This window comes from Ensifer sp. 22460, assembly GCF_052044935.1.
Classification (GTDB): Bacteria; Pseudomonadota; Alphaproteobacteria; order Rhizobiales; family Rhizobiaceae; genus Ensifer.
On sequence record NZ_JBQENZ010000011.1, the window covers coordinates 91,820 to 117,201 of the forward strand.

The 25,382-nt window shown below is 62.3% G+C and carries 22 protein-coding genes and 1 pseudogene; 14 read left to right on the top strand and 9 right to left on the bottom strand.

The genetic code is table 11. The annotated features are described in order from the left end of the window. Positions 1-22 precede the first annotated feature (22 nt). The 3 genes from ACTJKM_RS15810 to ACTJKM_RS15820 form a co-directional block, all read right to left on the bottom strand. The gene (locus ACTJKM_RS15810) at positions 23-994 is read right to left on the bottom strand and encodes an amino acid ABC transporter permease (RefSeq protein WP_058326407.1); all 972 of its coding nucleotides are present in this window, start codon (positions 992-994) and stop codon (positions 23-25) included. Positions 995-1,011: 17 nt separating this feature from the next. After that, the gene (locus ACTJKM_RS15815) at positions 1,012-2,292 is read right to left on the bottom strand and encodes an NAD(P)/FAD-dependent oxidoreductase (protein ID WP_058326336.1); all 1,281 of its coding nucleotides are present in this window, start codon (positions 2,290-2,292) and stop codon (positions 1,012-1,014) included. Positions 2,293-2,365: 73 nt separating this feature from the next. Beyond that, positions 2,366-3,193 carry a transporter substrate-binding domain-containing protein gene (locus ACTJKM_RS15820; RefSeq protein WP_058324972.1) on the bottom strand — a complete coding sequence of 276 codons (828 nt, stop codon included), beginning with the start codon at positions 3,191-3,193 and terminating at the stop codon, positions 2,366-2,368. A 423-nt stretch (positions 3,194-3,616) separates the two neighbouring features. On the opposite strand from ACTJKM_RS15820, the gene ACTJKM_RS15825 reads away from it, so the two are divergent. The 13 genes and pseudogenes from ACTJKM_RS15825 to ACTJKM_RS15885 all read left to right on the top strand — a co-directional run bounded on the left by ACTJKM_RS15825 (position 3,617) and on the right by ACTJKM_RS15885 (position 17,822). Then, positions 3,617-3,994 (top strand): YciI family protein, encoded by a 378-nt coding sequence (locus ACTJKM_RS15825; protein ID WP_058326337.1) that lies wholly within the window; start codon positions 3,617-3,619, stop codon positions 3,992-3,994. Between the two features lie 262 nt (positions 3,995-4,256). Continuing rightward, on the top strand, positions 4,257-5,099 hold the full coding sequence (gene phnC / locus ACTJKM_RS15830) for a phosphonate ABC transporter ATP-binding protein (protein ID WP_058324974.1): 843 nt from the start codon (positions 4,257-4,259) through the stop codon (positions 5,097-5,099). An 86-nt stretch (positions 5,100-5,185) separates the two neighbouring features. After that, positions 5,186-6,091, top strand: a complete 906-nt coding sequence (gene phnD / locus ACTJKM_RS15835) for a phosphonate ABC transporter substrate-binding protein (protein WP_058324975.1) — start codon at positions 5,186-5,188, stop codon at positions 6,089-6,091. Between the two features lie 181 nt (positions 6,092-6,272). After that, positions 6,273-7,236, top strand: a pseudogene (gene phnE / locus ACTJKM_RS15840) (phosphonate ABC transporter, permease protein PhnE). A gap of 9 nt (positions 7,237-7,245) precedes the next feature. Next, a complete protein-coding gene (gene phnE, locus ACTJKM_RS15845) occupies positions 7,246-8,763 on the top strand; it encodes a phosphonate ABC transporter, permease protein PhnE (protein WP_440660588.1) in 1,518 nt (505 codons plus the stop codon). Between the two features lie 127 nt (positions 8,764-8,890). Next, the gene (locus tag ACTJKM_RS15850; RefSeq protein WP_440660589.1) at positions 8,891-9,598 is read left to right on the top strand and encodes a DUF1045 domain-containing protein; all 708 of its coding nucleotides are present in this window, start codon (positions 8,891-8,893) and stop codon (positions 9,596-9,598) included. Position 9,599: 1 nt separating this feature from the next. Then, positions 9,600-10,739 (top strand): alpha-D-ribose 1-methylphosphonate 5-triphosphate diphosphatase, encoded by a 1,140-nt coding sequence (locus ACTJKM_RS15855; RefSeq protein ID WP_058326342.1) that lies wholly within the window; start codon positions 9,600-9,602, stop codon positions 10,737-10,739. Continuing rightward, positions 10,736-11,323, top strand: coding sequence for a phosphonate metabolism protein/1,5-bisphosphokinase (PRPP-forming) PhnN (gene phnN, locus ACTJKM_RS15860; protein ID WP_058326343.1), 588 nt, complete (start codon positions 10,736-10,738; stop codon positions 11,321-11,323). Before ACTJKM_RS15855 ends, phnN begins: the two co-directional genes overlap by 4 nt. Positions 11,324-11,642: 319 nt before the next feature. After that, positions 11,643-12,887, top strand: a complete 1,245-nt coding sequence (gene hutI / locus ACTJKM_RS15865) for an imidazolonepropionase (RefSeq protein WP_058326344.1) — start codon at positions 11,643-11,645, stop codon at positions 12,885-12,887. Further along, a complete protein-coding gene (hutH, locus tag ACTJKM_RS15870) occupies positions 12,884-14,419 on the top strand; it encodes a histidine ammonia-lyase (RefSeq protein WP_058324981.1) in 1,536 nt (511 codons plus the stop codon). The genes hutI and hutH overlap by 4 nt, the downstream gene beginning before the upstream one ends. 1 nt (position 14,420) lies before the next feature. Beyond that, positions 14,421-15,239 carry an N-formylglutamate deformylase gene (gene hutG, locus ACTJKM_RS15875; protein WP_058326345.1) on the top strand — a complete coding sequence of 273 codons (819 nt, stop codon included), beginning with the start codon at positions 14,421-14,423 and terminating at the stop codon, positions 15,237-15,239. Positions 15,240-15,241: 2 nt separating this feature from the next. Next, entirely contained in the window at positions 15,242-16,915 is a 1,674-nt protein-coding gene (hutU, locus tag ACTJKM_RS15880) for a urocanate hydratase (RefSeq protein ID WP_058325077.1), read from the top strand. Between the two features lie 226 nt (positions 16,916-17,141). Further along, on the top strand, positions 17,142-17,822 hold the full coding sequence (locus ACTJKM_RS15885; protein WP_093232886.1) for a hypothetical protein: 681 nt from the start codon (positions 17,142-17,144) through the stop codon (positions 17,820-17,822). Here ACTJKM_RS15885 and ACTJKM_RS15890 read toward each other — a convergent pair. The 6 genes from ACTJKM_RS15890 to ACTJKM_RS15915 form a co-directional block, all read right to left on the bottom strand. Further along, on the bottom strand, positions 17,819-19,045 hold the full coding sequence (locus tag ACTJKM_RS15890) for an MFS transporter (RefSeq protein WP_058326347.1): 1,227 nt from the start codon (positions 19,043-19,045) through the stop codon (positions 17,819-17,821). The genes ACTJKM_RS15885 and ACTJKM_RS15890 overlap by 4 nt on opposite strands. Before the next feature lie 183 nt (positions 19,046-19,228). After that, positions 19,229-20,671 (bottom strand): M81 family metallopeptidase, encoded by a 1,443-nt coding sequence (locus ACTJKM_RS15895; protein WP_058326348.1) that lies wholly within the window; start codon positions 20,669-20,671, stop codon positions 19,229-19,231. Positions 20,672-20,682: 11 nt separating this feature from the next. Next, a complete protein-coding gene (locus ACTJKM_RS15900) occupies positions 20,683-22,602 on the bottom strand; it encodes a beta-N-acetylhexosaminidase (protein WP_058326349.1) in 1,920 nt (639 codons plus the stop codon). 21 nt (positions 22,603-22,623) lie between these two features. Beyond that, entirely contained in the window at positions 22,624-23,400 is a 777-nt protein-coding gene (locus ACTJKM_RS15905) for an SDR family oxidoreductase (RefSeq protein ID WP_058326350.1), read from the bottom strand. A 21-nt stretch (positions 23,401-23,421) separates the two neighbouring features. Further along, a complete protein-coding gene (locus ACTJKM_RS15910; protein ID WP_057249162.1) occupies positions 23,422-24,285 on the bottom strand; it encodes a MurR/RpiR family transcriptional regulator in 864 nt (287 codons plus the stop codon). Positions 24,286-24,372: 87 nt separating this feature from the next. Continuing rightward, complete coding sequence (locus ACTJKM_RS15915) at positions 24,373-24,762, bottom strand: RidA family protein (protein WP_058324990.1); 390 nt, start codon at positions 24,760-24,762, stop codon at positions 24,373-24,375. 113 nt (positions 24,763-24,875) lie between these two features. Between ACTJKM_RS15915 and ACTJKM_RS15920 the strand changes: the two genes are divergently transcribed. Then, positions 24,876-25,367, top strand: a complete 492-nt coding sequence (locus ACTJKM_RS15920; protein ID WP_058325078.1) for a hypothetical protein — start codon at positions 24,876-24,878, stop codon at positions 25,365-25,367. Positions 25,368-25,382 lie beyond the last annotated feature (15 nt).

The following is a 25,382-nucleotide window of genomic DNA, read 5'->3' on the forward strand; positions in this document are numbered from 1 at the left end:
AAATTCGCGTGCGCAACCGTACTCAGCGGACATCGAAGCGCCCGAAGCGGGCCTCGACACGCGACTGCAGGAACTCAAGACCGATCGACAGGATCCAGTAGATCATCGAGGCGGTGATCAGCATCTCGATGTGCCGGAATTCGGTTTGCCCTTGAGTGCGGGCGAGATACATGATCTCCCAGACCCCGACGACGGAGACGAGCGACGAGTCCTTCAGCATTGCGATGAACTGGTTGCCGGTCGGCGGGACGATGACGCGCATCGCCTGCGGCATGATCACCAGCGCCATCGTCTGGCTCGGGCTAAGGCCGAGTGCGGTCGCGCCTTCCGTCTGGCCGCGGGGAATGCTCTCGATGCCGGCCCGGAAGATCTCCGTCATATAGGCGCCATAGCAGAGCGACAGCGCCAGGATGCCCGCCGGCACCGCACCGATGACGTAGCCGACCTGCGGCAGGCCGAGATAGATGATGTAGATCTGCATCAACAAGGGCAGACCGCGGAAGAGCGAGGTGTAGAAGGTCGCGAGACCGTAGATCACGCCGTTCTTCGACAGCTTCGCAATTGCCCCGACCAGCGCGATGAGGGTGGCGATCGCGATCGAGATCACCGAGATATAGAGCGTCGTGACGACGCCCTGGGAGACCAGGTAGCCGATCTTCTTGCCGATGAAGGCGAAGGACAGATCGAACGAGTAGAAGAACAGCATCAGCAGGACGAAGAGCTCGACCCAGACGCCGATCACCTGTCCGCTACGCGGCAATTGCCGCAAAGCCTTCCAGTTCGCTACCGCGATCAGCGCGACCATCAAGGCGCTGACCAACCGGCCGAGCGCTGGATTGGCTTCCAGCCACCCTGCCGAAGTCGGCAGCAGATGCCCAATCCAGGCGGGGCTGATGCCGAGCCCGTAGATCGCCAGCGTGACGAGCGCCAGCATGAGAAACATGCCGGACCGTCGCGCGACGTCCGGATAAGTCAGTATCAGACGACCAATCATCTCAAAATCTCCGGCGTTCAGGCCGCGCGCTCGCGCCACCAGTCCTGTGCCTGCAGTTTCCAGTAGGTGAGTTGAGCAACCGCCAGCCCGGCATAGCCGCCGGCCCAGACCAGACCGAACGGCCGGAAGAGCTTGTAGCGGTCTGACTGTCCGAGAATGCCTTCGGCTACCAGCTTGCCGCCGATCGCCGTGGTGTTGAGCCCGTGGCCGCCAAAGGCGGTGCAATGCCAGACTCCCGGCCGCATCTCACCGATCTGGGGCATCAGGTGGCGTGCATAGGACATCAGCCCAGACCAGGCGAGTTCGGTCTTCAGTTCCTTGAGTTGCGGATAGGTGCCCGTCATCTCCCGCCGCAATTCGGCCGCAAGGGCCGCCGGCGAAGCTGCACGCGTGGTGATCCGCCCACCCCAAAGCAGCCGCTTGCCTCCATCCACCAGCCGGTAATAGTCCCCGGCGCGGCGGTTGTCGCCGATCGCGTCGCGGGTGACGATGGCAGAACGGATCAGGTCTGGCGCTTCTTCGCTCAGCATCACATAGGTGGCGATCGGCAGGAACGCACGCCGCAGCCGACCGTTGAGCGCGCCGGTGTAGCCACCGGTCGTGAAGACGACCTGGCGGGCCTTGACGCGGCCGCGGGCGGTCGACACCGTCTTTTCGGCCCCGTCGAGTGTGCTCGCCGTTGCCGCCGAGCCTTCGTAGATCCGCCCACCCAGCCGTTCGATCTCTTCTGCCACTGCACGAAGGTAGTTGAGCGGGTGCATGTGGAAGGCCTTGGGGTCGCGCAGACCCTGGAAATAGCGCTTCGACTTCAACACCGCGCGAATATGCTCGGTGTCGAAGTATTCCAATTCGTATCCGTAGTTTTGACGCATCGCGTCGGCATGTGCCTTCATGCTGCCGTCGTCGTCATAGCGCAGCACGCTGGTGATGCCGGGCTGCGCATGCGCGCTCTCGATCTTCAGCGCCGCGATCGTATCGCGAACAAAATCCACGCCTTCGATCGACAGGCGGTGGATCTGCCGCGCCCCTTCGGCACCGGCCATTCGGGCAATATTCTCGCCACCGGTCGCAAAACCGGGGCTGACGAAGCCTCCATTTCGACCGGAAGCCCCGAAGCCGATACTCTCGGCTTCGAGCACGACCACCGACTGCCCGGCGCGTGCAAGCTGAAGCGCCGTTGTCAGACCAGCAAGCCCACCGCCGACAACGACCGTGTGACATTCGATGGTTTCCGAAAGCACTGGTCTGACCTTCCGGTCGACCATTGTATTTTTGTAGTAGGTGTCGGGATAGGACATGTTCTCTCGCTCTGCGGACAGCGATTAAGGGTTGCGGGGCGGCACGAACTGCCGCCGCGCAGACTTGTCCAATTCAGTCGGCGCTATAGTCCTTGCCGTACCACTTGGTGGTAAAGCTCGCGAGCGTGCCGTCCTTCTTCATCTCCGCGATGAGGTCGCCGATCTTCTTCGTCCACTCGGGGTCGGTCTTTTCTGCGATAACGACGAGCGGCTCCTTGAACGCGTACTCGCCGTCAAGGACCCTGAGCGGATAACCGTTCTTGATGGCGTTGAGCGCTGTCTGTTCCGGCGCGATGACCGCATCAAGGCGCACGCCATTGCCGAGGCGCAGGTCGTCGAAGGGAAGCATGGAATCGGCGAAGGTGCGGATCTCGCCCGGTTCCAGCTTGTATTCGATCGGCGGAAGCCCCGGCGCGTCGATTTCCAACTGCCGGCGAATGAAATCTTCCGATGTCGTGGCCGTTTCAACGCCGACGACCTTGCCGTTCAGGTCGGTGACAGACTTCGCCTCGCTGTCCTTGTGCAGCACATAGACATAGGGGCTGTAGTAATAGATGCCGGCGAAGTCGATGACCTGCGCGCGCGCCTTGGTGGGGGTGACGGAGCCGACGCCGACGTCATAACGTCCCTGCCAGCGGCCGCCTGTCAAGGTCGCCCAGTCCGGCGTCTCGAAGCTGACCTCGACGCCAAGGCGCTTGCCGATCTCGCGGGAGACATCGATGTCGAAGCCGACCAGCTGGTTGCTGTCGTCGAGATAGCTCTGCGGCGGCCACCCGCTATTGGTGGCGACCACCATGGCCTTCTTGCTCATGACACGGTCGAGCGTCTCGCCTGCCTGCGCGGCGGTGGCAAGCGCCAGCGCGGCAGCGCCGACGGCGAGCTGTAGAACCAGTTTCCTCACGCATTCCTCCTGTTTGAACGTCAGCAATGGGTTCCCGTTTATGTAAGATGTCTGACAACATAAGTTAGAAAAGATCGATAAAGACGAGTCAAGGGCGGAAGCGCATCCGCTCCATGAAACGAAGTGATGGGACCATGTGTCTTCGTGATGAATGAGCCAACGAAGCGCACTCCGGCACAGAGTGCATCCATGCTGGCATGATGCACTGGGACATCGCAGTCTCTGACTTTGGACAACCGTTAGGACAAGGCGGTGGTCCGGCGCGCGAACTCAAAGGCGCGGTTCCCTGACTGACGCCCGGGCCTATCGTAGGTCGCAGCATCCTGAGGCTGATTTAGAGAGTAGCGTTGAACCCATGAACCTCGCCACACCGATTGAAGCCATCGGCGAAACCTGACAGGAATACCTCCGGGAGGACGGTTCATGTATTATGCGATCTTGGCTTATCACACGGCAGGCGTGGTCGAATCCTGGAGCGAGGAGGAGGATGCGGCCCTGATGTCCGAGCTGCTCCAGGTGCATGATCGCTTCGTTCAGCAGAAATCATTCGGACCGGCCGCACGGCTCGGCCCCGTCGAAGGTGCGGTGACACTGAGGGGCAAGGGCGAAGGCATCGTCACAGACGGCCCTTTCGCGGAAACCAAAGAGCAGCTTCTCGGCCTCTATGTCGTGGACTTCCCGACGATCGAGGCGGCTATCGCAGCGGCACGCGCCCTGCGACGCAGCAATCCAACGGCGATCTACGAGATCCGACCGATCGCGCTCTATGTTCCGGGGGCGACCTTGGAGCCTGGACCGTAGAGCCAGGAAACGCCCGGCGGTACTGTGCTAGGACGCGATCAGGCGACCGCCCTCGATCCAGCCGAATCTCAAGCTGCAATCTTGCGGGAGGTGGCCAATCGGGCACCCACCGGCGCGATGTCGTTCACTTTTGATTAACCCAGCCCGCGCGGGTGTGAACTGTAACAGAACTTACAACAAACTGACATTTCGCTTTCATGAAGCGCCGATATGGCAGGTGTCATACCGATGACCGGTCTCCCCGAAAGAGGACCTGCTAGAAATGTTTCAGTTGAAGAGTGTAACCCGCCAGTTCGGCAAGAAGACAGCCGTAAGTTCGGTTACCTTCGACATCCCCCAGGGTCAGATGGTCGGCGTCATCGGCCGTTCGGGCGCCGGCAAGTCGACGCTGCTGCGCATGATCAACCGTCTCGTCGACCTGTCTTCGGGTTCGATCGTCTTCGACGGCAGTGAGGTTTCGTCGCTTCGCGGCGCTGCACTGCGCACTTGGCAGCGTGACTGCGCGATGATCTTCCAGCAGTTCAACCTGGTGCCGCGCCTCGACGTGCTCACCAACGTTCTGCTCGGTCGTCTCAATCACCGCTCGACAGTGCTCAGCATCCTCAACATGTTCACCCGCGAAGAACGCATCATGGCGATCGGCGCGCTCGAGCGCCTCGGCATCGAACAGACCGCACTTCAGCCCGCAGGCACGCTCTCCGGCGGCCAGCAGCAGCGCGTGGCGATCGCCCGCGCACTGATGCAGCAGCCGAAGGTTCTGCTCGCCGACGAGCCGATCGCCTCGCTCGACCCGCTGAACGCCAAAATCGTCATGGACGCACTGCGCGACATCAACGAACGCGACGGCATCACGGTCATCACCAATCTCCACACCCTCGATACCGCGCGCAACTATTGCGAACGCATCATCGGCATGGCGCATGGCCGCGTCGTCTTCGACGGCCAGCCCAAGGATCTGACGGCGGCAGCGGTTGCCGAGATCTACGGCGCCGACACGGGCATCGAGGAATCGATGACCTCCACCAGTATCAACATTCCGGCGGCAGAACCGCAGGAAGAAACGGCATCTGCCGGCCTCAAGCCGCTGGCACTGGCCGGCATCTGACGCCCGCCAGGATCGAAAGCCCGCGTCAAGGGCACCTCTTTGAAACCGAATAGGATCCGGCCAAGCCGGACACACGGGAGAACCTTATGCTGAAGAAAGCTCTGCTGGGCGCCGTCGCGCTCCTCGCCCTCGTCGGCCACGCCCAGGCTGAAGACCTCAAGGAATTCCGCATCGGCATTCTCGGCGGCGAAAACGAAGCCGACCGCCTGCGCAACTTCCAGTGCCTCGTCGACAAGCTGCCGGCTGCCATCGGCGTAGAGAAGGTCTCGCTGTTCCCGGCCGCCGACTATGACGGCGTTATCCAGGGCCTGCTCGGTGGCACGCTCGACTACGCCGAGCTCGGCGCTTCCGGCTATGCCAAGATCTACCTCGCCAAGGCTGACGCCGTCGAGCCGATCCTGACGACCGTTCAGACCGACGGTTCGACCGGCTACCACTCGATCATGGTTGCCCGCAAGGATTCCGGCATCACCAAGCTCGAAGACCTGAAGGGCAAGAAGCTCGGCTTCGCCGATCCGGACTCGACCTCGGGCTACCTCGTCCCGCTCGTCACGCTGCCGGAAGCGATCGGCGCGCCGGTCAAGGAATTCTTCGGTGAAACCGGCTTCGGCGGCGGTCACGAAAACCTCGTTCTCGAAGTCGTCAAGGGCACCTTCGATGCCGGCACGACCTTCGGCTCGGGTGTCGGCGAATTCAAGGACGGCTACACCTCGGGCAACCTGAAGAAGATGGTCGACAAGGGCATCCTCGACATGAACGACCTCGTCGAGCTCTGGAAGTCGCCACTGATTCCGAACGGCCCGATCGTCGTGCGCACCTCGATGAACGACGACATGAAGGCGAAGTTCAAGCAGTTCATGGTCGACCTGCCGAAGACCGACGCTGCCTGCTTCTCCGCCATCCAGGGCGGTGACTTCACCGGCTACACCGAAGTCAACTCCGATTTCTACAAGCCGATCATCGACGCCCGCAAGGCAACGATCGGCGGCTGATAGACCGCATCTTCCGGGAACGCTGGCCGCCCAAACGGCCAGCGTTTCACTGTTTGAAGGGGTGCTCGACACCAGCCCTTCAACCATACCCTACCGCTTTGTTTTCACGCATTTCCTGACGGAAAGCCGCTCCGTGCTTTTCCTTGAAATGCCATAGAGGCCGGCGCGAGCCGGAACGGTCATGGCAACTTCCCTGCTCCCGCGGAACCTGAGCGACAACGGCGCCGTCATCGAGCGCCATTGGCAGGAACAGAGTTCCCGCCGCCGGCTTTACTCCTGGCTCGGCTTCGGCATCCTCTTCCTGGCGCTCTCAGGCTCGCTCTGGTTCGCCAACGATTCCAACGCCGGCAAGTTCTTCGATCGCCTGCCGCATTTCTTCGACTTCGTCGGCGATCTCGCACCGCGTGACGGACTGGAAATCTTCCGTGCCATGTTCGGACCTGCCCTCGCCCTATGACGACGGCAGCTTCAAATACAACTACCCGGACGGCCGGCTGTACCTGACCGACAGCTTCTATATCCCCGAATACCTGCACAAGATGCTGGAGACCGTGAACATCGCGATCTTCTCGACGATCATCGGCACGGCACTCGGTTTCGTGCTCTGCTTCTTCGCAGCGCGCAACCTGATGCCCAATCCGTGGATCCGCGGTACCGTTCGCCGGATCATGGAGATCCTGCGCGCCTTTCCGGAAGTGGTGATTGCCGGCTTCTTCCTCGCCATCCTCTCGCTCGGCCCCATTCCCGCGATCGCCGCGGTCTCGATCCACACGGTCGGTGCGCTCGGCAAGCTCTTCTACGAAGTGGTCGAAAACGCCGACATGAAACCGGATGAGGGCCTGCGTGCTGCGGGCGGCAACTGGATCGAGCGCGTCTGGTTCGGCATGGTGCCGCAGGTGCTGCCCAACTTCACCAGCTACTTCCTGCTGCGCCTCGAAATCAACGTGCGCGCCTCGACCATCATCGGCGCCGTTGGTGGCGGCGGCATCGGCGAGCTGCTGCGCCTTTCGATCGGCCAGGGCCACCAGGCGAAAACGCTTGCGATCGTCATCCTGCTGTTTGCGACCATTTTCGCCGTCGACCAGTTTTCCGCCTGGCTTCGCCGTCGCCTCGTTGGCGAACAGGCCTTCCAGCTTGCCCAGTAGGTGCGCGCTATGACCACGACCACACGACTGAGCCCGATGGAGATGGACGCGATCGCGGCCCGCCATCCCGAGCTCCTGAAATCCTCGACCTCCAAGCGTGTACGCACGGCAACGATCGCCGGCGGCATTGTCGTCTATCTCATCTTCAGCTGGTGGTTCTTCTCGATCGGTCAGGTGCTTGGCAATGCCAACTGGGGTATCGCCGGCACTTATCTCGCCGACTGGGTCTCCTACGAGGTGCGGCCCGAGATCCACATCGCCTCCGACCGGACAATGAGCCTCAACTATCAGCGCAATTCGCCGTTCGGGCCCAATCCCGATCCGGATTGGGTGGAACTCGACAAGGAGACGGTGACGCGCCGCGTGGAAATTCCGGCGTCGACGACGCAGGCGGCAAAGCCGAAGGTAAGCTCGTCCTTCAGCTTCATGACGCCCGGTTCAGCACTCGGCGGCACCACCACGGCCGAAGCTCAGAACCGCGTCGAAACCCGCACGGAAGAAGTCCTGACCCGAGTCGTCGTGACCTATGACCGCTCAACCAGGATCGAGATCGCCGACAGCCTGGTCAAGGCGACGCATGGCGGCGAGACCCTGGTGATGGCCGTCGATGGCGCCGACAGGGTGATGCCGCAGGGCACGCTGCCCACCTGGGCGACGCAGAAGCGTCCAGGCGAGAAGATCGTGCTTGCATTCGGCGCCACCGGCTGGGCCGAAGTCGAAGGCGACGAGGTTTCTATCCGCAATCGCTTCTTCGGCTGGGCGAACTTCCTCTTCGACACCAACTCGCCCTTCTTCGGCAAGAGCTACGGCGAGGTCGCCTCGCTCATCATATCCGGCGAGCGCATCGATCTGTCCCGCTCGAACCTCTCGCTTGCCTGGAACAACATCCTCTATAACGCCGAGTGGCAGCATCTGGATGTCTGGACGAAGCTGCTGCAGACCGTCGTCATGGCCTTCGTCGGCACACTCTTTGCATCGCTGATCGCCTTCCCGCTCTGCTTCCTCGCAGCCCGCAACATCACGCCAAGCTTCATGACCAATCAGTTGGTCAAGCGCTTCTTCGACTTCCTGCGGTCGGTCGATATGTTCATCTGGGCGCTGTTTTTTACCCGCGCCTTCGGCCCCGGACCGCTTGCCGGTATCTCGGCGATCTTCTTCACCGACACCGGCACGCTCGGGAAGCTCTATTCCGAGGCGCTGGAAAACATCGACGACAAGCAGCGCGAAGGCGTCAAGTCGGTGGGCGCCGCGCCGCTTGCCGTACAGCGCTTCGGCGTGCTGCCGCAGGTGTTGCCGGTCTTTGCCAGCCAGGCGCTTTATTTCTGGGAATCGAACACCCGTTCGGCGACGATCATCGGCGCCGTCGGCGCGGGCGGTATCGGTCTCAAGCTGTGGGAAGCAATGCGCACCAATTCCGATTGGGAAAATGTCGCCTACATGGTGCTTCTGATCTTGCTGGTTGTCTTTATTTTCGACAGCATCTCGAACGCGTGCCGTTCACGCCTTATGGGTCGCAGGGCACATTGACGACAGCCAAGCATTTGCGCGTCCGCCATCATGATGTTGTCATGGAAATCGGCTAGCTGCGCATCGCATCCCGCAAACAATCGACCCGCCTCCCCGGCGGGCCGGTCGCTACAAGAAAGTGAAGACCGTGCGTTATGCAATCTACTTCGCGCCGCCGGCGGACGACCGGCTGTCGCAGACCGCGTCCCGTTGGCTTGGCCGTGACGCCTTTACCGGCCAGGATCTTGCTCTTCCGACGATCGCCGGGATCGACGAAGCGACGCAACGCACACTGACAGCAGACCCGCGACGCTACGGTTTCCACGGAACGCTGAAGGCTCCCTTCGAGCTTGCCGAGGGCCGCGACGAAGACGAACTCCTCAACATCTTCAAATGCTTTGCCGCTGACCTCGATCCTTTCGAAATCCCCGAAATCGTCCTGCACCAGCTCGGTCCGTTTTTTGCCCTAGTGCCGTCCGCTCCCTCTGCCGAACTGCAGGATCTGGCCGAAGATGCCGTTCACCGCTTCGACCCGTTCCGTGCACCCCTGTCGGAGATGGACTTCGCCCGGCGCAAGCCGCAGAGCCTCCCGGAACGCCAGAGGCGTTACCTGAGGGAATGGGGCTATCCCTATGTATTCGAAGAATTTCAGTTCCATCTGACTTTGACCGGACCGGTGCCCACCGAAACCAGCGGCATCATGAGCTCGGCGCTCGAAACCACCTTTGCCGAGCACATCGGCAAGCCACTTCACGTAACGTCAGTCGCGCTCTTCGTCGAACCGGAGCGCGGCGCCCCCTTTACTGTCCGCTCCCTGCTGCCGCTCGGCAGCGACACCCAACGAAAGATCGCATGAGATGAGCAAAGAACAGGTTTTGACCAACGCCCGCATCGTCCTTGAGAACAGTATCCTCGACGGTTCGGTGCTGATCCGCGACGGCAAGATTGCCGATATCTCCGCGGGGACGGTCGCCAGCGGCGAGGACTTCGAAGGCGACTACCTCATTCCGGGCCTCATTGAACTGCACACCGATCACCTCGAGGCCCACTATTCGCCGCGCCCGGGCGTGCGCTGGCTGAAGATCGCGGCGATCCAGGCGCATGACGCGCAGGTCGTCACCTCGGGCATCACCACGGTCTTCGACTGCCTTCGGCTCGGCTCCGACGAAGATGGCGGCTTCCAGAAGGGCGAGATGCGCAGCATGGCCGACGCGCTGGCGCAGGCCAAGGAAGAAGGTCGGCTGCGCGCCGACCACTTGATCCACCTGCGCTGCGAGGTCTCCACCTCCGACGTGCTCGATCACTACGATGACTTCCGGAACGACCCACAGGTCAAGCTCGTCTCGCTGATGGACCACGCGCCCGGCCAGCGTCAGTTCCAGACGATGGACCAGTACACGCTCTACTACAAATCCAAGCGCGGCCTTTCCGACGCGGAGTTCGCCCGCTTCGTCGAGCGTCAGCAGGCGCTTTCGGCGAAATATGCCGGCCCGCACCGCACTGCGCTGGCTGAGGCCTGCGCCGCCCGCGGCATCACGATTGCCAGCCATGACGACGCGACCGTCGACCACGTCGAAGAATCGGTCGGCTTCGGCATCAAGCTTGCCGAATTCCCGACAAGCTTCGAAGCCGCCGAAGCGTCGCACCGCGCGGGCCTGAGCGTGCTCATGGGCGCGCCGAACATCGTTCGCGGCAAGTCGCACTCCGGCAACATCGCCGCCCGCGACCTGGCGGAACGTGGCGTGCTCGACGTGCTGTCGTCGGACTATGTGCCCTTCAGCCTGATCCACGCGCCCTTCGTTCTTTCCGACGAAGTCGAAGCCATCGACCTGCCGAAGGCGATCGCGATGGTGACCTCGACACCGGCCCGTACCGTCGGCCTTGACGACCGCGGCCGCGTCGCAGTCGGCCTGCGCGCCGACATCGCCCGCGTCCACCGCAGGCAAGGCATTCCGGTCGTGCGCTCCGTCTGGCGCGAAGGACGGCGTGTCGCATGAGCGCGAACGAACAGGGTGCAGGCGCACTCGTCGTCGTCGTCGGACCGAGCGGTGCCGGCAAGGACAGCGTCATGGGCTTTGCCGCCCGGCATTTTGCCGACTGTCACGACGTGCATTTCGTCCGGCGTGTCATCACCCGTCCGTCGGATGCCGGCGGCGAGGTGCATGAAAGCGTGTCCGAAGACGAATTCGTCGACATGCAGAAGGACGGCGCCTTCGCCGTCTTCTGGGACGCGCATGGCCTCAAATACGGCATCCCCTCCGTGGTGCTCGAAAATGTGCGGAACGGCATGACCGCTATCGTCAACGGCAGCCGCGGCGCCCTGCCGGCGTTCCGGGAAGCGTTTGGCGACATCGCCGTCGTCGTCATCACCGCCGAGGCACCGGTACTGGCCAAGCGGCTTGCAGAACGCGGCCGCGAGAGCGAGGAAGAAGTCCTGCGACGGCTGAGCCGCCAGGCCCCCGATGTCACGTCGGGGCCCGGCGTGAGCGTCATCGACAATAGCGGCAGGCTCGACATCGCCGGCACCCGCTTCGTCGACCTGGTGGAACGATTGCGCATCAAGGCGGACCACGCCGCCTGACGGGGGCGAGCGGTACCGTCGGCTTCGCCTCTCGAATCGACATGGCAGGGCTTTCGGCCGGATATCTTTTCTGACGATCGATTGACACGAGCCCCGAAATTCCGGTTTCGGGGCTTTTTTGCGTTCTCGCGCTTCGGAAGCACATCGCACAGAAGTTGCTCACAGAATCAATTTGTTGGAGCAGCTTGCTCATGTTTTTGAACAGCGCCGCGCCTCTTTTCTTAGCCTTTCCGCCCTGTCCTTTTCCTCCCGCCACACGATTTTCCTCTTGTGGAGCGAATTAATATGTATATACATTATATCCAGTGGAGGCGACCTCATGAACGATATCTCGACCCGCAAGCAGTCATCCGGCGTTTGGCGCAACACGCGCCTTGTGACGCTGAGCGAAGGCGCCGAAGGACTTGGGCTTGTCGAGAATGCGGCCGTTGCTGTCGTCGATGGGCGGATCGCTTTTGCGGGTCCCGATCGCGATCTGCCGGCCAACCTCGCAGGCCGCCTCGAAGCGGTTGACTGCGAAGGCCGCGTCTTGACGCCGGCCCTCATCGATTGCCATACGCATCTCGTGCACGGCGGCAACCGCGCCCGCGAGTTCCAGATGCGGCTCGAAGGCGCCACCTATGAAGAGATCGCACGGGCCGGCGGTGGCATCGTTTCCTCGGTGAAAGCGACCAATGCGCTGAGCGTCGACCAACTCGTGGAAAGCGCTCTGCCACGGCTCGACACGCTTCTTTCCGAAGGTGTTTCGACGGTCGAAATCAAGTCCGGTTACGGGCTCAATGTGACGGCTGAGCTCAACATGCTGCGCGCCGCCCGCAAGCTGGAAACGCTCCGCCCGGTCCGCGTCGTCACCAGCTACCTCGCCGCGCATGCGACGCCCGCAGACTACAAGGGCCGCAACGGCGACTACATCACCGATGTCGTGCTGCCCGGCCTCGATGCAGCGCACGCCGAAGGGCTGGTCGATGCGGTCGACGGTTTCTGCGAGGGCATTGCCTTCTCGACCGCCGAGATCGCCCGTGTCTTCGACCGCGCCAAGGCACTAGGCCTGCCGGTCAAGCTGCACGCAGAACAGCTTTCCAATCTCGGCGGTGCGAAGCTCGCGGCATCCTATGGTGCGCTCTCGGCCGACCATCTCGAATATCTCGACGCCGAAGGCGCCGCAGCCCTTGCCAAATCAGGCACGGTTGCCGTGCTGCTCCCCGGTGCGTTCTATGCACTCCGCGAAGAGCGCCTGCCGCCGGTTCAGGCGCTGCGCGACGCCGGCGCACGGATCGCGATCGCCACCGATTGCAACCCCGGCACTTCGCCGCTGACCTCGCTGCTTCTCACCATGAACATGTCGGCGACGTTCTTCCGGCTGACGGTAGCCGAATGCCTGGCCGGCACAACGCGCGAAGCCGCGCGCGCCCTCGGCCTGCTCGCGGAGACCGGAACCATCGAGGTCGGCAAGTCGGCCGATCTCGCGCTCTGGAACATCGAGGATCCCGCCGAGCTCGTCTACCGCATCGGCTTCAACCCACTTCATGAACGCATCTTCAGAGGGCAAAGGATCGGTCAATGACCATCATTCTACATCCGGGCTCCGTGCCCCTTCGCGACCTCGAAACCATCTACTGGACCGGAGAGCCGGCTCGTCTGGACCCGTCCTTTGACGCCGGAATCAAGAAGGCGGCCGGCCGCATCGCCGAAATCGTCGCCGGCAATGCCCCGGTCTACGGCATCAACACCGGCTTCGGCAAACTCGCCTCGATCAAGATCGACAGCGCCGATGTCGCGACGCTTCAGCGCAATCTGATCCTGTCGCATTGCTGCGGCGTGGGCGAGCCGCTTGCCGAAAACGTCGTGCGTCTGATCCTGTCGCTGAAGCTCGTTTCGCTCGGTCGCGGCGCCTCCGGCGTCCGTCTCGAACTCGTGCGTCTGATCGAAGCCATGCTCGAAAAGGGCGTAGTCCCGGTCATTCCCGAGAAGGGCTCGGTTGGTGCTTCCGGCGACCTCGCCCCGCTCGCCCATATGGCAGCCGTGATGATGGGCCATGGCGAAGCCTTCTTCGAAGGGCGCCGCATGTCCGGCGCCGAGGCGCTTTCCGCCGCTGCCCTGACGCCCGTCGTGCTGGCCGCCAAGGAAGGCTTGGCGCTGATCAACGGCACCCAGACCTCGACGGCGCTGGCGCTTGCCGGTCTCTTCCGCGCCCACCGCGCCGCGCAGGCAGCACTGATCACCGGCGCTATGTCGACCGACGCCGCCATGGGTTCGTCCGCCCCCTTCCATCCCGACATCCACACGCTGCGTGGTCATCGCGGCCAGATCGATACGGCCGCCACATTGCGCACTTTGCTTGCCGGCTCCGCGATCCGCGAAAGCCATATCGAAGGCGACGAGCGCGTACAGGACCCCTATTGCATCCGCTGCCAGCCGCAGGTCGATGGCGCCTGCCTCGATCTCCTGCGCTCGGTCGCGCGCGTGCTCGAGATCGAAGCGAACGCCGTCACCGATAACCCGCTGGTCCTTTCGGACAATTCCGTCGTCTCCGGCGGCAACTTCCACGCCGAACCGGTTGCGTTTGCCGCCGACCAGATCGCGCTGGCCATCTGCGAGATCGGCGCGATCTCGCAGCGCCGCATCGCGCTGCTCGTCGATCCGGCACTCTCCTACGGCCTGCCGGCCTTCCTCGCCAAGAAGCCGGGTCTCAACTCCGGCCTGATGATCGCCGAGGTGACCTCCGCCGCGCTGATGTCGGAGAACAAGCAGCTCTCGCACCCGGCCTCGGTCGACTCGACCCCGACTTCGGCCAACCAGGAAGACCACGTTTCGATGGCCTGCCACGGCGCCCGCCGCCTGCTGCAGATGACCGAAAACCTGTTCTCTATCGTCGGCATCGAAGCCCTGACCGCGGTCCAGGGCGTCGAGTTCCGCGCGCCGCTGAAGACGAGCCCCGAGTTGCAGAAGGCAGCCGCGGCACTTCGCGCCGTCTCTCTGACGATCGAGGAAGATCGCTACATGGCCAACGACCTCAAGGCTGCCGGCGATCTCGTCGCCTCGGGCCGCCTGAACGCCGCCATCTCCGCCGGCATCCTGCCTGGCCTGGAGAGCTGAGATGGCGGTCTTCGAAGTCAAAAGGGGAAACTCCCCGGTCATCCTCGGATTTCCGCACACCGGCACTGACGTGCCGGCTGCGATCTGGGATCGGCTCAACGACAACGGCCGGATATTGGCCGATACCGATTGGCATATCCACCAGCTCTATGACGGCCTGCTGCCGGAGGTGACCGTCGTTCGCGCCACCTTCCACCGCTACGTGATCGACGCCAACCGCGATCCCGAAGGCGTCAGCCTTTACCCCGGCCAGAACACGACCGGCCTGATCCCGGAAACGGATTTCGACGGCAAGCCGATCTGGAAGGATGGAGAGGCGCCAACCGAAGCCGATATCGCCGAACGCCTCCAGACGTTCCACGCGCCCTATCACGCGGCGCTTGCCGCCGAGATCGAGCGCGTCAAGGCGATCAATGGCGTCGTCGTGCTCTATGACTGCCATTCGATCCGCTCGCACATCCCGTTCCTCTTCGAAGGAAAGCTGCCGGATCTGAACATCGGCACCGACATGGGCAAGACCTGCGCACCGGAAATCGAGAAGGAAACAGCAGAAATCGCTGCTGCAGCAAAAGGTTACAGCAGCATTCTCAATGGTCGCTTCAAGGGTGGATGGACGACCCGCCACTATGGGCGCCCCGAGACTGGCGTGCATGCGATCCAGATGGAACTCGCGCAATCGACCCATCTGGCAGCGGAAGAACCACCCTTCGCGCTCGACGCCGCCCGTTCAGCACTGCTGCGTGAGCCGCTGAAAGCCATTTTGAACCGCATCGAAACCATCGCATTTGACCTCAAGAGACAGACAGGGAGCGAGGCATGACCATGAACAATCCGCGCCACAACATTCGCGACGTGCGCGCCCCCCAGGGCACGACGCTCAACGCCAAGAGCTGGCTGACCGAAGCGCCGCTGCGCATGCTGATGAACAACCTCGATCCGAACGTTGCGGAAAATCCGCACGAACTGGTCGTCTACGGCGGCATCGGCCGAGCGGCGCGCACCTGGGCCGATTTCGACAAGATCGTCGAGACGCTCAAGGACCTGAACGACGACGAAACGCTGATGGTGCAGTCCGGCAAGCCGGTCGGCGTCTTCCGCACCCATAAGGATGCGCCGCGCGTTCTCATCGCCAACTCCAACCTCGTGCCGCATTGGGCGACCTGGGATCATTTCAACGAGCTGGATAAGAAGGGTCTCGCCATGTACGGCCAGATGACCGCCGGCTCGTGGATCTACATCGGCACTCAAGGGATTGTTCAGGGCACCTACGAAACCTTCGTCGAGGCCGGCCGCCAACACTATGGCGGCAACCTCAAGGGCAAATGGGTCCTGACCGGCGGCCTCGGCGGCATGGGCGGCGCCCAGCCGCTCGCAGCCGTCATGGCCGGCGCCTCGTGCCTCGCAGTCGAATGCAACCCGGACTCGATCGACTTCCGCCTGCGGACCCGCTACCTCGACGAGAAGGCCGAGACGCTGGACGAGGCGATGGAGATCATCGCGCGCTGGACGAAAAACGGCGAAGCGAAGTCCGTCGGCCTGCTCGGCAACACCGCTGAAATCCTGCCGGAAATGGTTCGCCGCGGCATCCGCCCCGACATGGTCACCGACCAGACCTCGGCACACGACCCGGTCAACGGCTACCTGCCGAAGGGCTGGACCATGGCCGAGTGGAAGGCCAAGCGCGAAAGCGACCCGAAGGCTGTCGAAAAGGCCGCACGCGCCTCGATGCGCGAGCATGTCGAAGCGATGATCGCCTTTCAGGACATGGGCATCCCGACCTTCGACTACGGCAACAACATCCGCCAGGTCGCCAAGGAAGAGGGCCTTGAAAACGCCTTCGCCTTCCCGGGCTTCGTTCCGGCCTATATCCGCCCGCTGTTTTGCCGCGGCATCGGACCATTCCGCTGGGCGGCTCTCTCCGGCGATCCGGAAGACATCTACAAGACCGACGCCAAGGTCAAGGAACTGCTGCCCGACAACAAGCACCTGCACAACTGGCTGGACATGGCGCGCGAGCGCATCTCGTTCCAGGGTCTACCGGCACGCATTTGCTGGGTGGGTCTCGGCGACCGCCATCGCCTCGGCCTCGCCTTCAACGAGATGGTTAAGAATGGCGAACTCAAGGCCCCGGTCGTCATCGGCCGCGACCACCTCGACTCCGGCTCGGTCGCCTCGCCGAACCGCGAGACCGAAGCGATGAAGGACGGCTCGGACGCAGTTTCCGACTGGCCGCTGCTGAACGCGCTGCTCAACACCGCCTCGGGTGCGACCTGGGTATCGCTGCACCACGGCGGCGGCGTCGGCATGGGCTTCTCCCAGCATTCGGGCGTCGTTATCTGCGCCGATGGCACGGATGATGCGGCCAAGCGACTTGAGCGCGTGCTCTGGAACGACCCGGCAACCGGCGTCATGCGCCATGCCGATGCCGGCTACGACATCGCTCTTGATTGCGCCAAGGACAAGGGCCTGCGCCTGCCGGGTATCCTCGGCAACTGATACGCTTTCGACTGACATACTCAACGGAAATGCTGATAGGGGCGCCGCAAGGCGCCCCTATCACTTTTTGATGAGACAAGTACCGGGACTGCATCTTCCTTGCTTCGGCGCCTTGCGACTGTTGATAGCAATGCTAGAAAATAATGATGCCAGCGCATTGCTGGCTACGCGTTGCAGAAGATTTCTTTTCGCTAAAGCGAGCGCTGATTGTTTATGAGAAGGCTTCATGTGTAAGGGCAGAAACAAGAGAAGAACCATTAGACTTCCTATGTTTGCCGTGGGGCTTCTTACGAGCGTCTTTATTGCTTCGTCTTCGGTCGCCCAGAACGTGAGTTTCTTCGGCCCTGTTCGCAACGGAGAGCGACATTTTACCGCCTTCCCGGAGTATATCGGCGTCGGAATGAGCCAAGGGGAGACCAAGAAGAGAGACGTAGTCTTCTCAACAATTCAAATGCTCGCCATCACTGCCGGAATTGAGGTGCGAGCCCAACCGGGCCTCGGGAGAAACACCATCGGCGTGATATTTAGAAAAGATGTCGTCCAGAATGGCCGGGTCGACGTTCGCAAAATTGAAGATTTCGGCTTCGACCCCTACTACAGCAAATTGCTCAACGACACCGCAGGAAGCGGCGCAGGAAACTGCGCCTCCGCGGTGAACTATTCTGCGGAAGGGCGGTTTGACCGCGCCGTCGTCGTTGCAAACAGCGATGTCCCCGATCAGGAATTGGCGACCTGCGTGGCTCAGGCCCAGGCGCATGCGCTGGGGATAGCCACCTTTAACTCCAGCAAGGCCGACTTCTCGCGCTTCTTCGCGAGGATTATGATCCTCGTCGATCAAAAGAAGAGGTGTCTCCAAGACAACCAAACCACATTGACCTGCAAATTTGTCGATGAGCCCTGGGACTAACCTGGTTCGCGGCTGACCGTCCTCTTTCCTTTTCTATCGCCATCGAGCGCCAGCAGCAGCAACAAGCCGGCAAATCCTGCAACACCACCGAGCAACGCCGTTCCGGAATAGTTGCTGATCCGGGTGCCGAGCGCAAAAAGCCCGGCGCAAAGCCCACCGCTCAGGAAAAGGTTCACGGCAATCAGTGAGCTTCCCAAGCCCGGCCGGTCGGCAATCAGGTCCTGAAGGTAGCTGATCGGGATGGTGATCAGCGCCGCTGCACCGAAGGCGCTGATGAGCGTGAGCGCGTAGATCTGCCACGTGGCCGTGGAAAAGCCGAGCAGCACCATATAGCCGATGTAGATGGCCGTCCCCAGCGCCAGCGCCTTGAACGGCACCAGGCTCAACTGGATGCGCGCCCAGACGAAAATGAAGACGACTTCCAGGAAGGCGACGATGCCGACGATGATGCCGATATCGGTGACGCTACCGCCGATCTCATCCGTCATGATCAGCGGCAGCACGGCGGCATTGACGTGCAGGCTCGACGTGATCGTCGCAACGGCGATCACCCGCAGGAAGATGCGCGGCGTCAGGATCTCTCGGAACGACGTCCAGTAGGACAGCCGCTTGCCGAGCGACGGATCGGCGCCGCCTTCATTGGGCAACGAAAAATAGACGATCAGCAGGTTGGCGAGGCAACCAAGGCAGGCCAGCAGATAGGCCGGCAGCATGCTTTCGCCGCCTGCCAGCGCGAAGCCGACCAGCCCGGGCACCAGAACCCAGGACACCGATATGGCCGCGCGCGCGCCGGTCGTCAGCGACGAGGCGTCATTCCCGCTCATCCGCCGGGCGATGCTGCGCACATTGGCAAAGAGCAGCGTGTAGAGCGCGCCATAAATCGGCAGCAGCAAGAGGACGCTGACGACGAAGCTCGCCTGGTAGGGCAGCATATAAACGATGCCGTAGCCCACAACGCCGAACAGGATCGCCGTCGACATCAGCACGCGATAATTGCCGACGCGGTCCGCCAGGATGCCGATCGAGACGCTGACGATGACATTCACGGTCGAAGCAAGAAGGATCAGCAGCGAATAGATGGCGTCGCTGAGACCCAGTTCGTTGATGCCGACAACCGACTGATAGGGCGAGGTGGCAGCGCCCGCAAAGCCGAACAGGAAGATCGCCAGCATGCTGATCCGCATGGCCGGGTTGCGCATGGCGCTGAGTATGGTGGAAGTCATGCTAGAACGTGTCCGCGAAGCGGGTGAAGGGCACTACATGGTTCCTTAAATCGGGATCGAGTTAAGGACAAACATGCAGCAACTTAAAGCGTTACAGCGACCTGACGCGTCTTGAACGACGTGCGGCGCTGCAGAGGAGAGCCCACCCGAAATTCGGGTAGGAAAAATGCAGATAGTAAAGCCTCAGTCGCCGCTCGACCAACGGGACGAGAAGCGGGCGACAGGCTCGAAGGCAAAGTCCTGGTCGAACGGATAAGCAGGCCGCTGACGGCGCAAGCTCGCAAGGCCGGCGATGCCTTGATTGACGACGCCTTCGGTCAAAGCCATCAGATTGGGATTGGCGATCGGCGCGAGTTCAGGCGAGAGGTAACCCGACTTGACGACGAGCAGCCGCACGGCTTCAGGATCGAGACCGAGCCGACGGAAATCCTCGATATCGTGATAGGGCCTGCGGCGCGCGGCAATGACGATATCGATGGCGCCGACGCGCACCACCGCCTGCCGCTCACGCTCCAGACCGGAATCGTCGAGCCTGACGACCTCCACCAACATTTCGGCGCAGGGGCTTGCCGGGTCGAGGCTACCGCCGATCTTGAGCATCAGCGTTTCGCCTGCACCGGCAGCAAAGCAGGCTTCCACCGCGGGGCGATCGGTTATGCCGGCGATCAGGGCACCGCGCCAGCCGCGTGCCAGCAGTGCCTTCAGCACATCGGCTCGGTCACCGACACCGCCACCGGTCGGATTGTCGCCGGAGTCCGCGAGGATGATCGGCGTCGTCGTCGCCCGTTCGGCGATATCCAGCATCTCGTTGAGCGGTCCGGTCACCGGGCCAAAGCGGAAGTTGCTGCGCTCAGCCCAGTAGCCCGCGGCAATCTCTTCTGCCGCCCGCTTGGCGGCAGGCTTATCGGTGGCGGTCACGACCGCGCAGGCAGTCGCCCGAGGCTCGTCGGCCCAGACGTAGCCAACCATCAGGTTGGCGTCGAGAATGCCCGGCCGCTTGTCGATCTTCGGCAATTGAGCATAGAGCGCCTTCGCCGGCTCGTCTTCAGTCGAGGTGCATTCGCCGGGCAGAAGCACCGGAACCGGCGCCCAGGCAATGCCCGGACGCGTTCCGTCTCTGATCGCCGAGACGAGCATCGACCAGGCGCGGGTCATGGTTTCCGGCGTGTCGATATGCGGCGCAGTCCGATAGGCAGCAAAGATGTCGAGCTGATCGATGATCCTCTGGCTGACATTGCCGTGCAGGTCGTAGCTTGCGGCAATCGGGCAATCGGGACCGACAACGGCGCGGGCGGCCGAAATCCAGTCGCCCTCTGCGTCGTCCATGCCATCGACCTTGATCGCACCATGCATGGCGAGATAGAGCCCGTCGATCGGCAGGGCCGCACGGAGTCCCTCGAGAAACTCTGCCTTGAATGCGTCGTAGACCCCTCGCGATACCGGACCGCCGGGTACGGCGCGTGCGTGCAGTAGCGGCAGATGCTCGACGTCCTCGGCTTTCATGAAGCTGAAGTATTCGGCCTCCAGCAACGCCTGCCCGCGTAGCACGCGAAAGTCCTCTTCCGTCATCAGGACGGGCGAATAGGTGCTGCATTCAGTGTGGATGCCACCAACGGCGATGCGCATGGGCTTTCCTCTTAGAGATTGGGGCTGAGCGGAGCGATGGCCGCGAAGCGCAGCCAGTCCTTCGCCGCCTTCGGTGTCCAGGCCGCCTCGGCAATCGCCGGAAGCCGCGGGAAGACAAGGCGGTTGAAATAGCTACGGGAGAGGTAATGCTCAGACCAGATGCAGGCCTGGACGCCCTTAAGGCGCGGCTTCAGATCCTCGGGGAACTCACCCTCGGCCTCATAGCCATAGGTATGCGCCGGCGTCGCGGTCCCGGCCCAGCTGGCGCCCGGTTCCTGCCACGCATCGGCCTGCGCCATGTCGAGATAATAGGCCTGTCCGGGAGTCATCACCACGTCATAACCTTCGCGTGCCAGTTCGATGCCGACCTCCGGCCGCTCCCAGGCCATCAGCAGCGTATCTTCGGTCGAGACACCGCCGCCATGCGCCACCTCGTTCCAACCGGCGAGCTTGCGGCCACGCGCCGTCAGCATCTGTTTCACCCGCTTCAGGAAATAGGACTGCAGCGCGAAGGTGCCGGAAATGCCCTCCTGCTCCATCAGCGTCTTGGCAAGCGGAGAAGCGAGCCACGAGCCGTTCGCCACTTCGTCGCCGCCGATATGGAGGTACTTGCTCGGGAAGAGCCCGACCATCTCATCGAAGACTTTCTCGAGGAACTCATAGGTGAAGGCGACGGCCGGGTTGAGCGCATTGTTCGGATAACCTTGCACCGAGTGGTAACTCTCCGGCGCCTCCTGGCCATCGGAGAGATCCGGCAGAGCGACGAGCGTCGCCGCACTGTGTCCTGGAATGTCGATCTCCGGCACGACATCGATGTGAAGTGCGCTTGCCTGCGCGACGATCGCCTTGACGTCAGCCTGGCTGTAGAAGCCGCCGACGGGTTCTGCACCATTGCCGAGCTGCGGTAGCAGCGCCTCATCTGGGCCGCGCAGCACACCAAGCGTCGTCAGCTCCGGAAACGCCTTGATCTCCAGGCGCCATGCCTCGTCGTCCGTCAGGTGCCAGTGGAAGATGTTGAGCTTGAACCAGGCGAGGATATCGATCAGCCGCGCCACATCGGTGGCCGGATAAAACTGGCGGGATACATCGAGATGGCAGCCGCGCCAGCCGTAGCGAGGCTTGTCCGAGATTGTACCGCTCGTCGGGAAGCGGAATTTGCCGGGATGATTGCGCGCTCCGTCCAGAAGCTGGGCAAGGCTGGTCAAGCCATATTGCCGGCCGGCGCTGCCGCCGTAGCCCAGGCGAATTTCGGTTTCGGAGAATTCAAGGCGATAGGCTTCTGCCGCCAACCCGGCATCCGCCGTGAAGACGACCGGCCGCCCCTGCTTCGACGTCGCAAGGCTGAAGGGCGCATGCGCCGCAGGGAACAATCGATGGAACATCGACAGCACGGTAGCAACCGCCGCAATCTCGTCTTGCCCGGCCCCAGCGGCCGGATAGAGAACGACCGGAAAACCTGTTCCAGCCCGAAGCTCGAGCTTCGCCGGCCAAGGCTGCAGCGCATAGGGCTGGTCGAGTTCACCTTCCGGCAGCCGCACCGGCGGCGGCTCGCTGACGGCGTTCTCAAGAAGCAAATCCGAGACGGCGACCGGGACGTGGCGGCCATCGGCAAGCGTCAGATAGGCGGACTTGGCTCCGTCGGTGCAATGGCGTGCATTGCGATGCAGGCCGCTGACGGTGAAGGTCCAGCTTCCTCCGTTGTCGATCGTCAAACCCTCGGGCGGCGCAAACTCATGAAAATTGGCGTTGCGACGCAGGAACACCGCATTCTCGCAGGCCTTGGGATCAATGACCCGCGTCAGCGACGTATAGACGATCCTGAAACCGGACAGCGGCGAGCCGGAGAAATTGAACAGCGTGAAGGTGAACCGACCAAAGGGCCCGCCATCCGGCTGCCAAGACGCCTCGAGACGATAGGAAACCGGCTGCATGCTCTTCCTCCAAATGCAGTGTCAGTAGTGGCTTGATTGTGAAAACGTGCGGGCCAGTTCCGCCTGGCCGGCAGTGAGCCCGCAATCGACAGGCAGGCAGACGCCCGAAATGGCCGCAGCGAGCGGTCCCGCCAGGAAATGCACCGCATTGGCGACATCATCAGGGTTGACGATCCGCTGCAGCGGATACCAGCGACGTGCCTCCTCGAAGACATCCGGGTTTGACGCCGCCCTCGCCTCCCAGGCCTGGGTGCGCACTGTGCCGGGAGCAACGGCATTCGAGCGAATGCCGAACTTGCCGTATTCCACTGCGATGAGCCGCGTCAGATGCAGGAGGCCCGCTTTTGCCGCGCTATAGGCCGGGTGGCCGAAGACGTTCATGCCGTTGACCGAGGCAATATTGATCACCGATCCGCGGGTCTCTTTCAGCATATCCTCGACGGCGCGGAAGCACAGGAAGGCCGCTTCCAGATTCAGCGCATTGTCCATGCGCCAGATCTCCGGTGTCGTATCGTGCAGGCTGACGGCACGGGCCGCGCCGGCATTGTTGACGAGCGTGCGCACCGCTCCCCTTTCCTTTGCCGTCGCGGCCATCGCCGCAACGCTTGTCGCGTCGGTCACGTCGCAGGCAACGGCCACGAAGCGGTTGTCATCACCGAGCATGCGCGCCGCCCGTTCAGCGGCGTCCGCATCGATGTCGACGAGCAGGATCACATCGTGATCGTCGGAAAGCTTGCGCGCGATAGCGCGGCCGATATCGCCGGCTGCACCGGTTACGATCGCGAGGGATTGCGTCATACGCTGACCTTTCGCGGCACGTCAGTCTCCGAGAAGCTGGCGATCGTCACCGTCGCGGTGCGTGACCAGCTGCTGCTTGATGCGCCGAAGTGTGGTCGTCGCCTGGGGTTGCACCCGGTAGGCGACGAGGCTGGAGAGGATATCGAGCAGCGCCAGATAGGCGATGCGGGTGGATGTGGGGCGGTAGATGTTGTTGCCCTCGGGCAGATCGACCGGCACGGTGATGCTGGCGGCGGCCGCCACCGGACTGCCGCTCTGTGTCAGCGCGATGGTCGGCACCTTCAGTTCGCGGGCGAGCGTAAAAGCGCGCACGAGCTCGGCGTTGCGGCCGGAGAAGGACGAGCCGATGAGCACGTCGGTCGGCCGCGCCGCCGCCGTCATCATCAGCTGCATGCTGTGATCGGAGCTGGAGGTGATGCGAAGACCATAGCGGAACAGCCGGTTCTGCAACTCGCCGGCAATCATCGAGGAATTACCACCGGAACCGAAGGCGTAGATCATTTCCGCTGCGGCGATCCGCTCGACCGCCTGCTCGATCGCCGCCAGGTCAAGCGAGCGATGCAACAGAAACAACGCGTTCTGCGACTTGGTGATGATGTCCTGGGCGACGTCACCGGTCTCGCGGCTCTTCGGCTCCGGCTTCAGGTAGCGCATGCCGATATAGGCGGTGCGGGCAAGCTGCACCTTGAAATCGGAGAAGCTGTCGCAGCCGAGCCTTCGACAGAAGCGGGTGACGGTGGGCGGCGACACGTCCGCCTTGCTCGCCAATTCGATGATGGAGGCGTTCACCGCAAACTCGAAATCATTCAGGAGAATGTCGGCAATGCGGTTTTCCGATTGGGAGAGCCGCCCTTTTTCTTCCTGTAGTGTCGCGAAGATGTCCATCGCCTGCTTGCGCCTTGCTTCAGATCATGAATGGGAGCGGGATGCGGGCGGAAAACCGCATACACTTTTCCTCATCCCGCTCTAAGATCAGCCTTCCTTCGGCTTATAGGCGACGCAGTCGATCTCGACCTTGCAATCGACCATCATCGACGACTGGACGCAGGCCCGCGCCGGCGGATGAGCACCGAAATACTCTTGGTAGATCTTGTTGAATGTCCAGAAATCACGCGGATCGTCGAGCCAGACACCACAACGAACCACATGCTGCGGACCGTAGCCGGCTTCGGTCAGGATGGCCAGCACGTTGGCAATCGTCTTGTGGGTTTGCGGGATAATCCCACCCTCGATGATCTCGCCGTTTTCCATGGCAACCTGGCCGGAAACATAAAGCCAACCGTCCGCTTCGACCGCGCGTGCGAACGGCAAGGGCTTACCGCCAGCACCAACCTGTTCCGCACCATATCTCTTGATGGTCATGTCAGCCTTCGTGCAAATTATTTTCTTTGATCGTTGACAAGTGACCATAGAAAGCTGAATTTGACTAGCGAAAAACACCATTCATGAAAAGAATTTCAATCCAGGGCGCGAATATGCGGGATCCTTTCCTCAATCCATTCCCCTCCTCCGACACGGCACGCCACTCGATCTGGGAGATGCTCGTCTCGCGCGACATTACCGCCTTCCTGGCCGCAGACTGGTCGATGGTCGCAGGTGATTTCGTCGAGAACGGCTTCATCGGCATCGACGGCCGCCGCGAAACCAATCCCGACAATTGGCGGCTGACCTTCCCGTCGCTTGCGGCCTATCGCGAAGAGTGGCTGCGCCAGGCTAACGACTTTGCGACGCAGAGCTTCGCCGAAGATCCGCGCAATGCGATCTTCACGACGACGACTCTCGAAGACATCGAGATCAACGGCGACCAGGCGCTGGCGCGCAAGAAATTCGATGGCAGCCTCAAGAAGTCGGACGGCAGCGTCGACATCCTGAAATGGCAGACCGTCTATTATTGCCGCCTGCACGAGGGACGCTGGAAGATTGCCGGCTTCACCGGCTACCTGCCGAACCCGATGGGGCCGGCCTGAAAGACGCGATAGAAA

Bases quoted from the DNA above. Each gene is read 5' to 3' on its own strand.
- hutH (WP_058324981.1), top strand. From the start codon at position 12,884: ATGACCATCATTCTACATCCGGGCTCCGTGCCCCTTCGCGACCTCGAA.
- ACTJKM_RS15920 (WP_058325078.1), top strand. From the start codon at position 24,876: ATGCGGGATCCTTTCCTCAATCCATTCCCCTCCTCCGACACGGCACGC.
- hutG (WP_058326345.1), top strand. From the start codon at position 14,421: ATGGCGGTCTTCGAAGTCAAAAGGGGAAACTCCCCGGTCATCCTCGGA.
- ACTJKM_RS15815 (WP_058326336.1), bottom strand. From the start codon at position 2,292: ATGTCCTATCCCGACACCTACTACAAAAATACAATGGTCGACCGGAAG.
- phnD (WP_058324975.1), top strand. From the start codon at position 5,186: ATGCTGAAGAAAGCTCTGCTGGGCGCCGTCGCGCTCCTCGCCCTCGTC.
- ACTJKM_RS15905 (WP_058326350.1), bottom strand. From the start codon at position 23,400: ATGACGCAATCCCTCGCGATCGTAACCGGTGCAGCCGGCGATATCGGC.
- ACTJKM_RS15900 (WP_058326349.1), bottom strand. From the start codon at position 22,602: ATGCAGCCGGTTTCCTATCGTCTCGAGGCGTCTTGGCAGCCGGATGGC.
- ACTJKM_RS15810 (WP_058326407.1), bottom strand. From the start codon at position 994: ATGATTGGTCGTCTGATACTGACTTATCCGGACGTCGCGCGACGGTCC.
- ACTJKM_RS15855 (WP_058326342.1), top strand. From the start codon at position 9,600: ATGAGCAAAGAACAGGTTTTGACCAACGCCCGCATCGTCCTTGAGAAC.
- phnE (WP_440660588.1), top strand. From the start codon at position 7,246: ATGACCACGACCACACGACTGAGCCCGATGGAGATGGACGCGATCGCG.
- ACTJKM_RS15825 (WP_058326337.1), top strand. From the start codon at position 3,617: ATGTATTATGCGATCTTGGCTTATCACACGGCAGGCGTGGTCGAATCC.
- ACTJKM_RS15910 (WP_057249162.1), bottom strand. From the start codon at position 24,285: ATGGACATCTTCGCGACACTACAGGAAGAAAAAGGGCGGCTCTCCCAA.
- hutU (WP_058325077.1), top strand. From the start codon at position 15,242: ATGAACAATCCGCGCCACAACATTCGCGACGTGCGCGCCCCCCAGGGC.
- phnC (WP_058324974.1), top strand. From the start codon at position 4,257: ATGTTTCAGTTGAAGAGTGTAACCCGCCAGTTCGGCAAGAAGACAGCC.
- phnN (WP_058326343.1), top strand. From the start codon at position 10,736: ATGAGCGCGAACGAACAGGGTGCAGGCGCACTCGTCGTCGTCGTCGGA.
- ACTJKM_RS15885 (WP_093232886.1), top strand. From the start codon at position 17,142: ATGTGTAAGGGCAGAAACAAGAGAAGAACCATTAGACTTCCTATGTTT.
- ACTJKM_RS15895 (WP_058326348.1), bottom strand. From the start codon at position 20,671: ATGCGCATCGCCGTTGGTGGCATCCACACTGAATGCAGCACCTATTCG.
- ACTJKM_RS15890 (WP_058326347.1), bottom strand. From the start codon at position 19,045: ATGACTTCCACCATACTCAGCGCCATGCGCAACCCGGCCATGCGGATC.
- hutI (WP_058326344.1), top strand. From the start codon at position 11,643: ATGAACGATATCTCGACCCGCAAGCAGTCATCCGGCGTTTGGCGCAAC.
- ACTJKM_RS15915 (WP_058324990.1), bottom strand. From the start codon at position 24,762: ATGACCATCAAGAGATATGGTGCGGAACAGGTTGGTGCTGGCGGTAAG.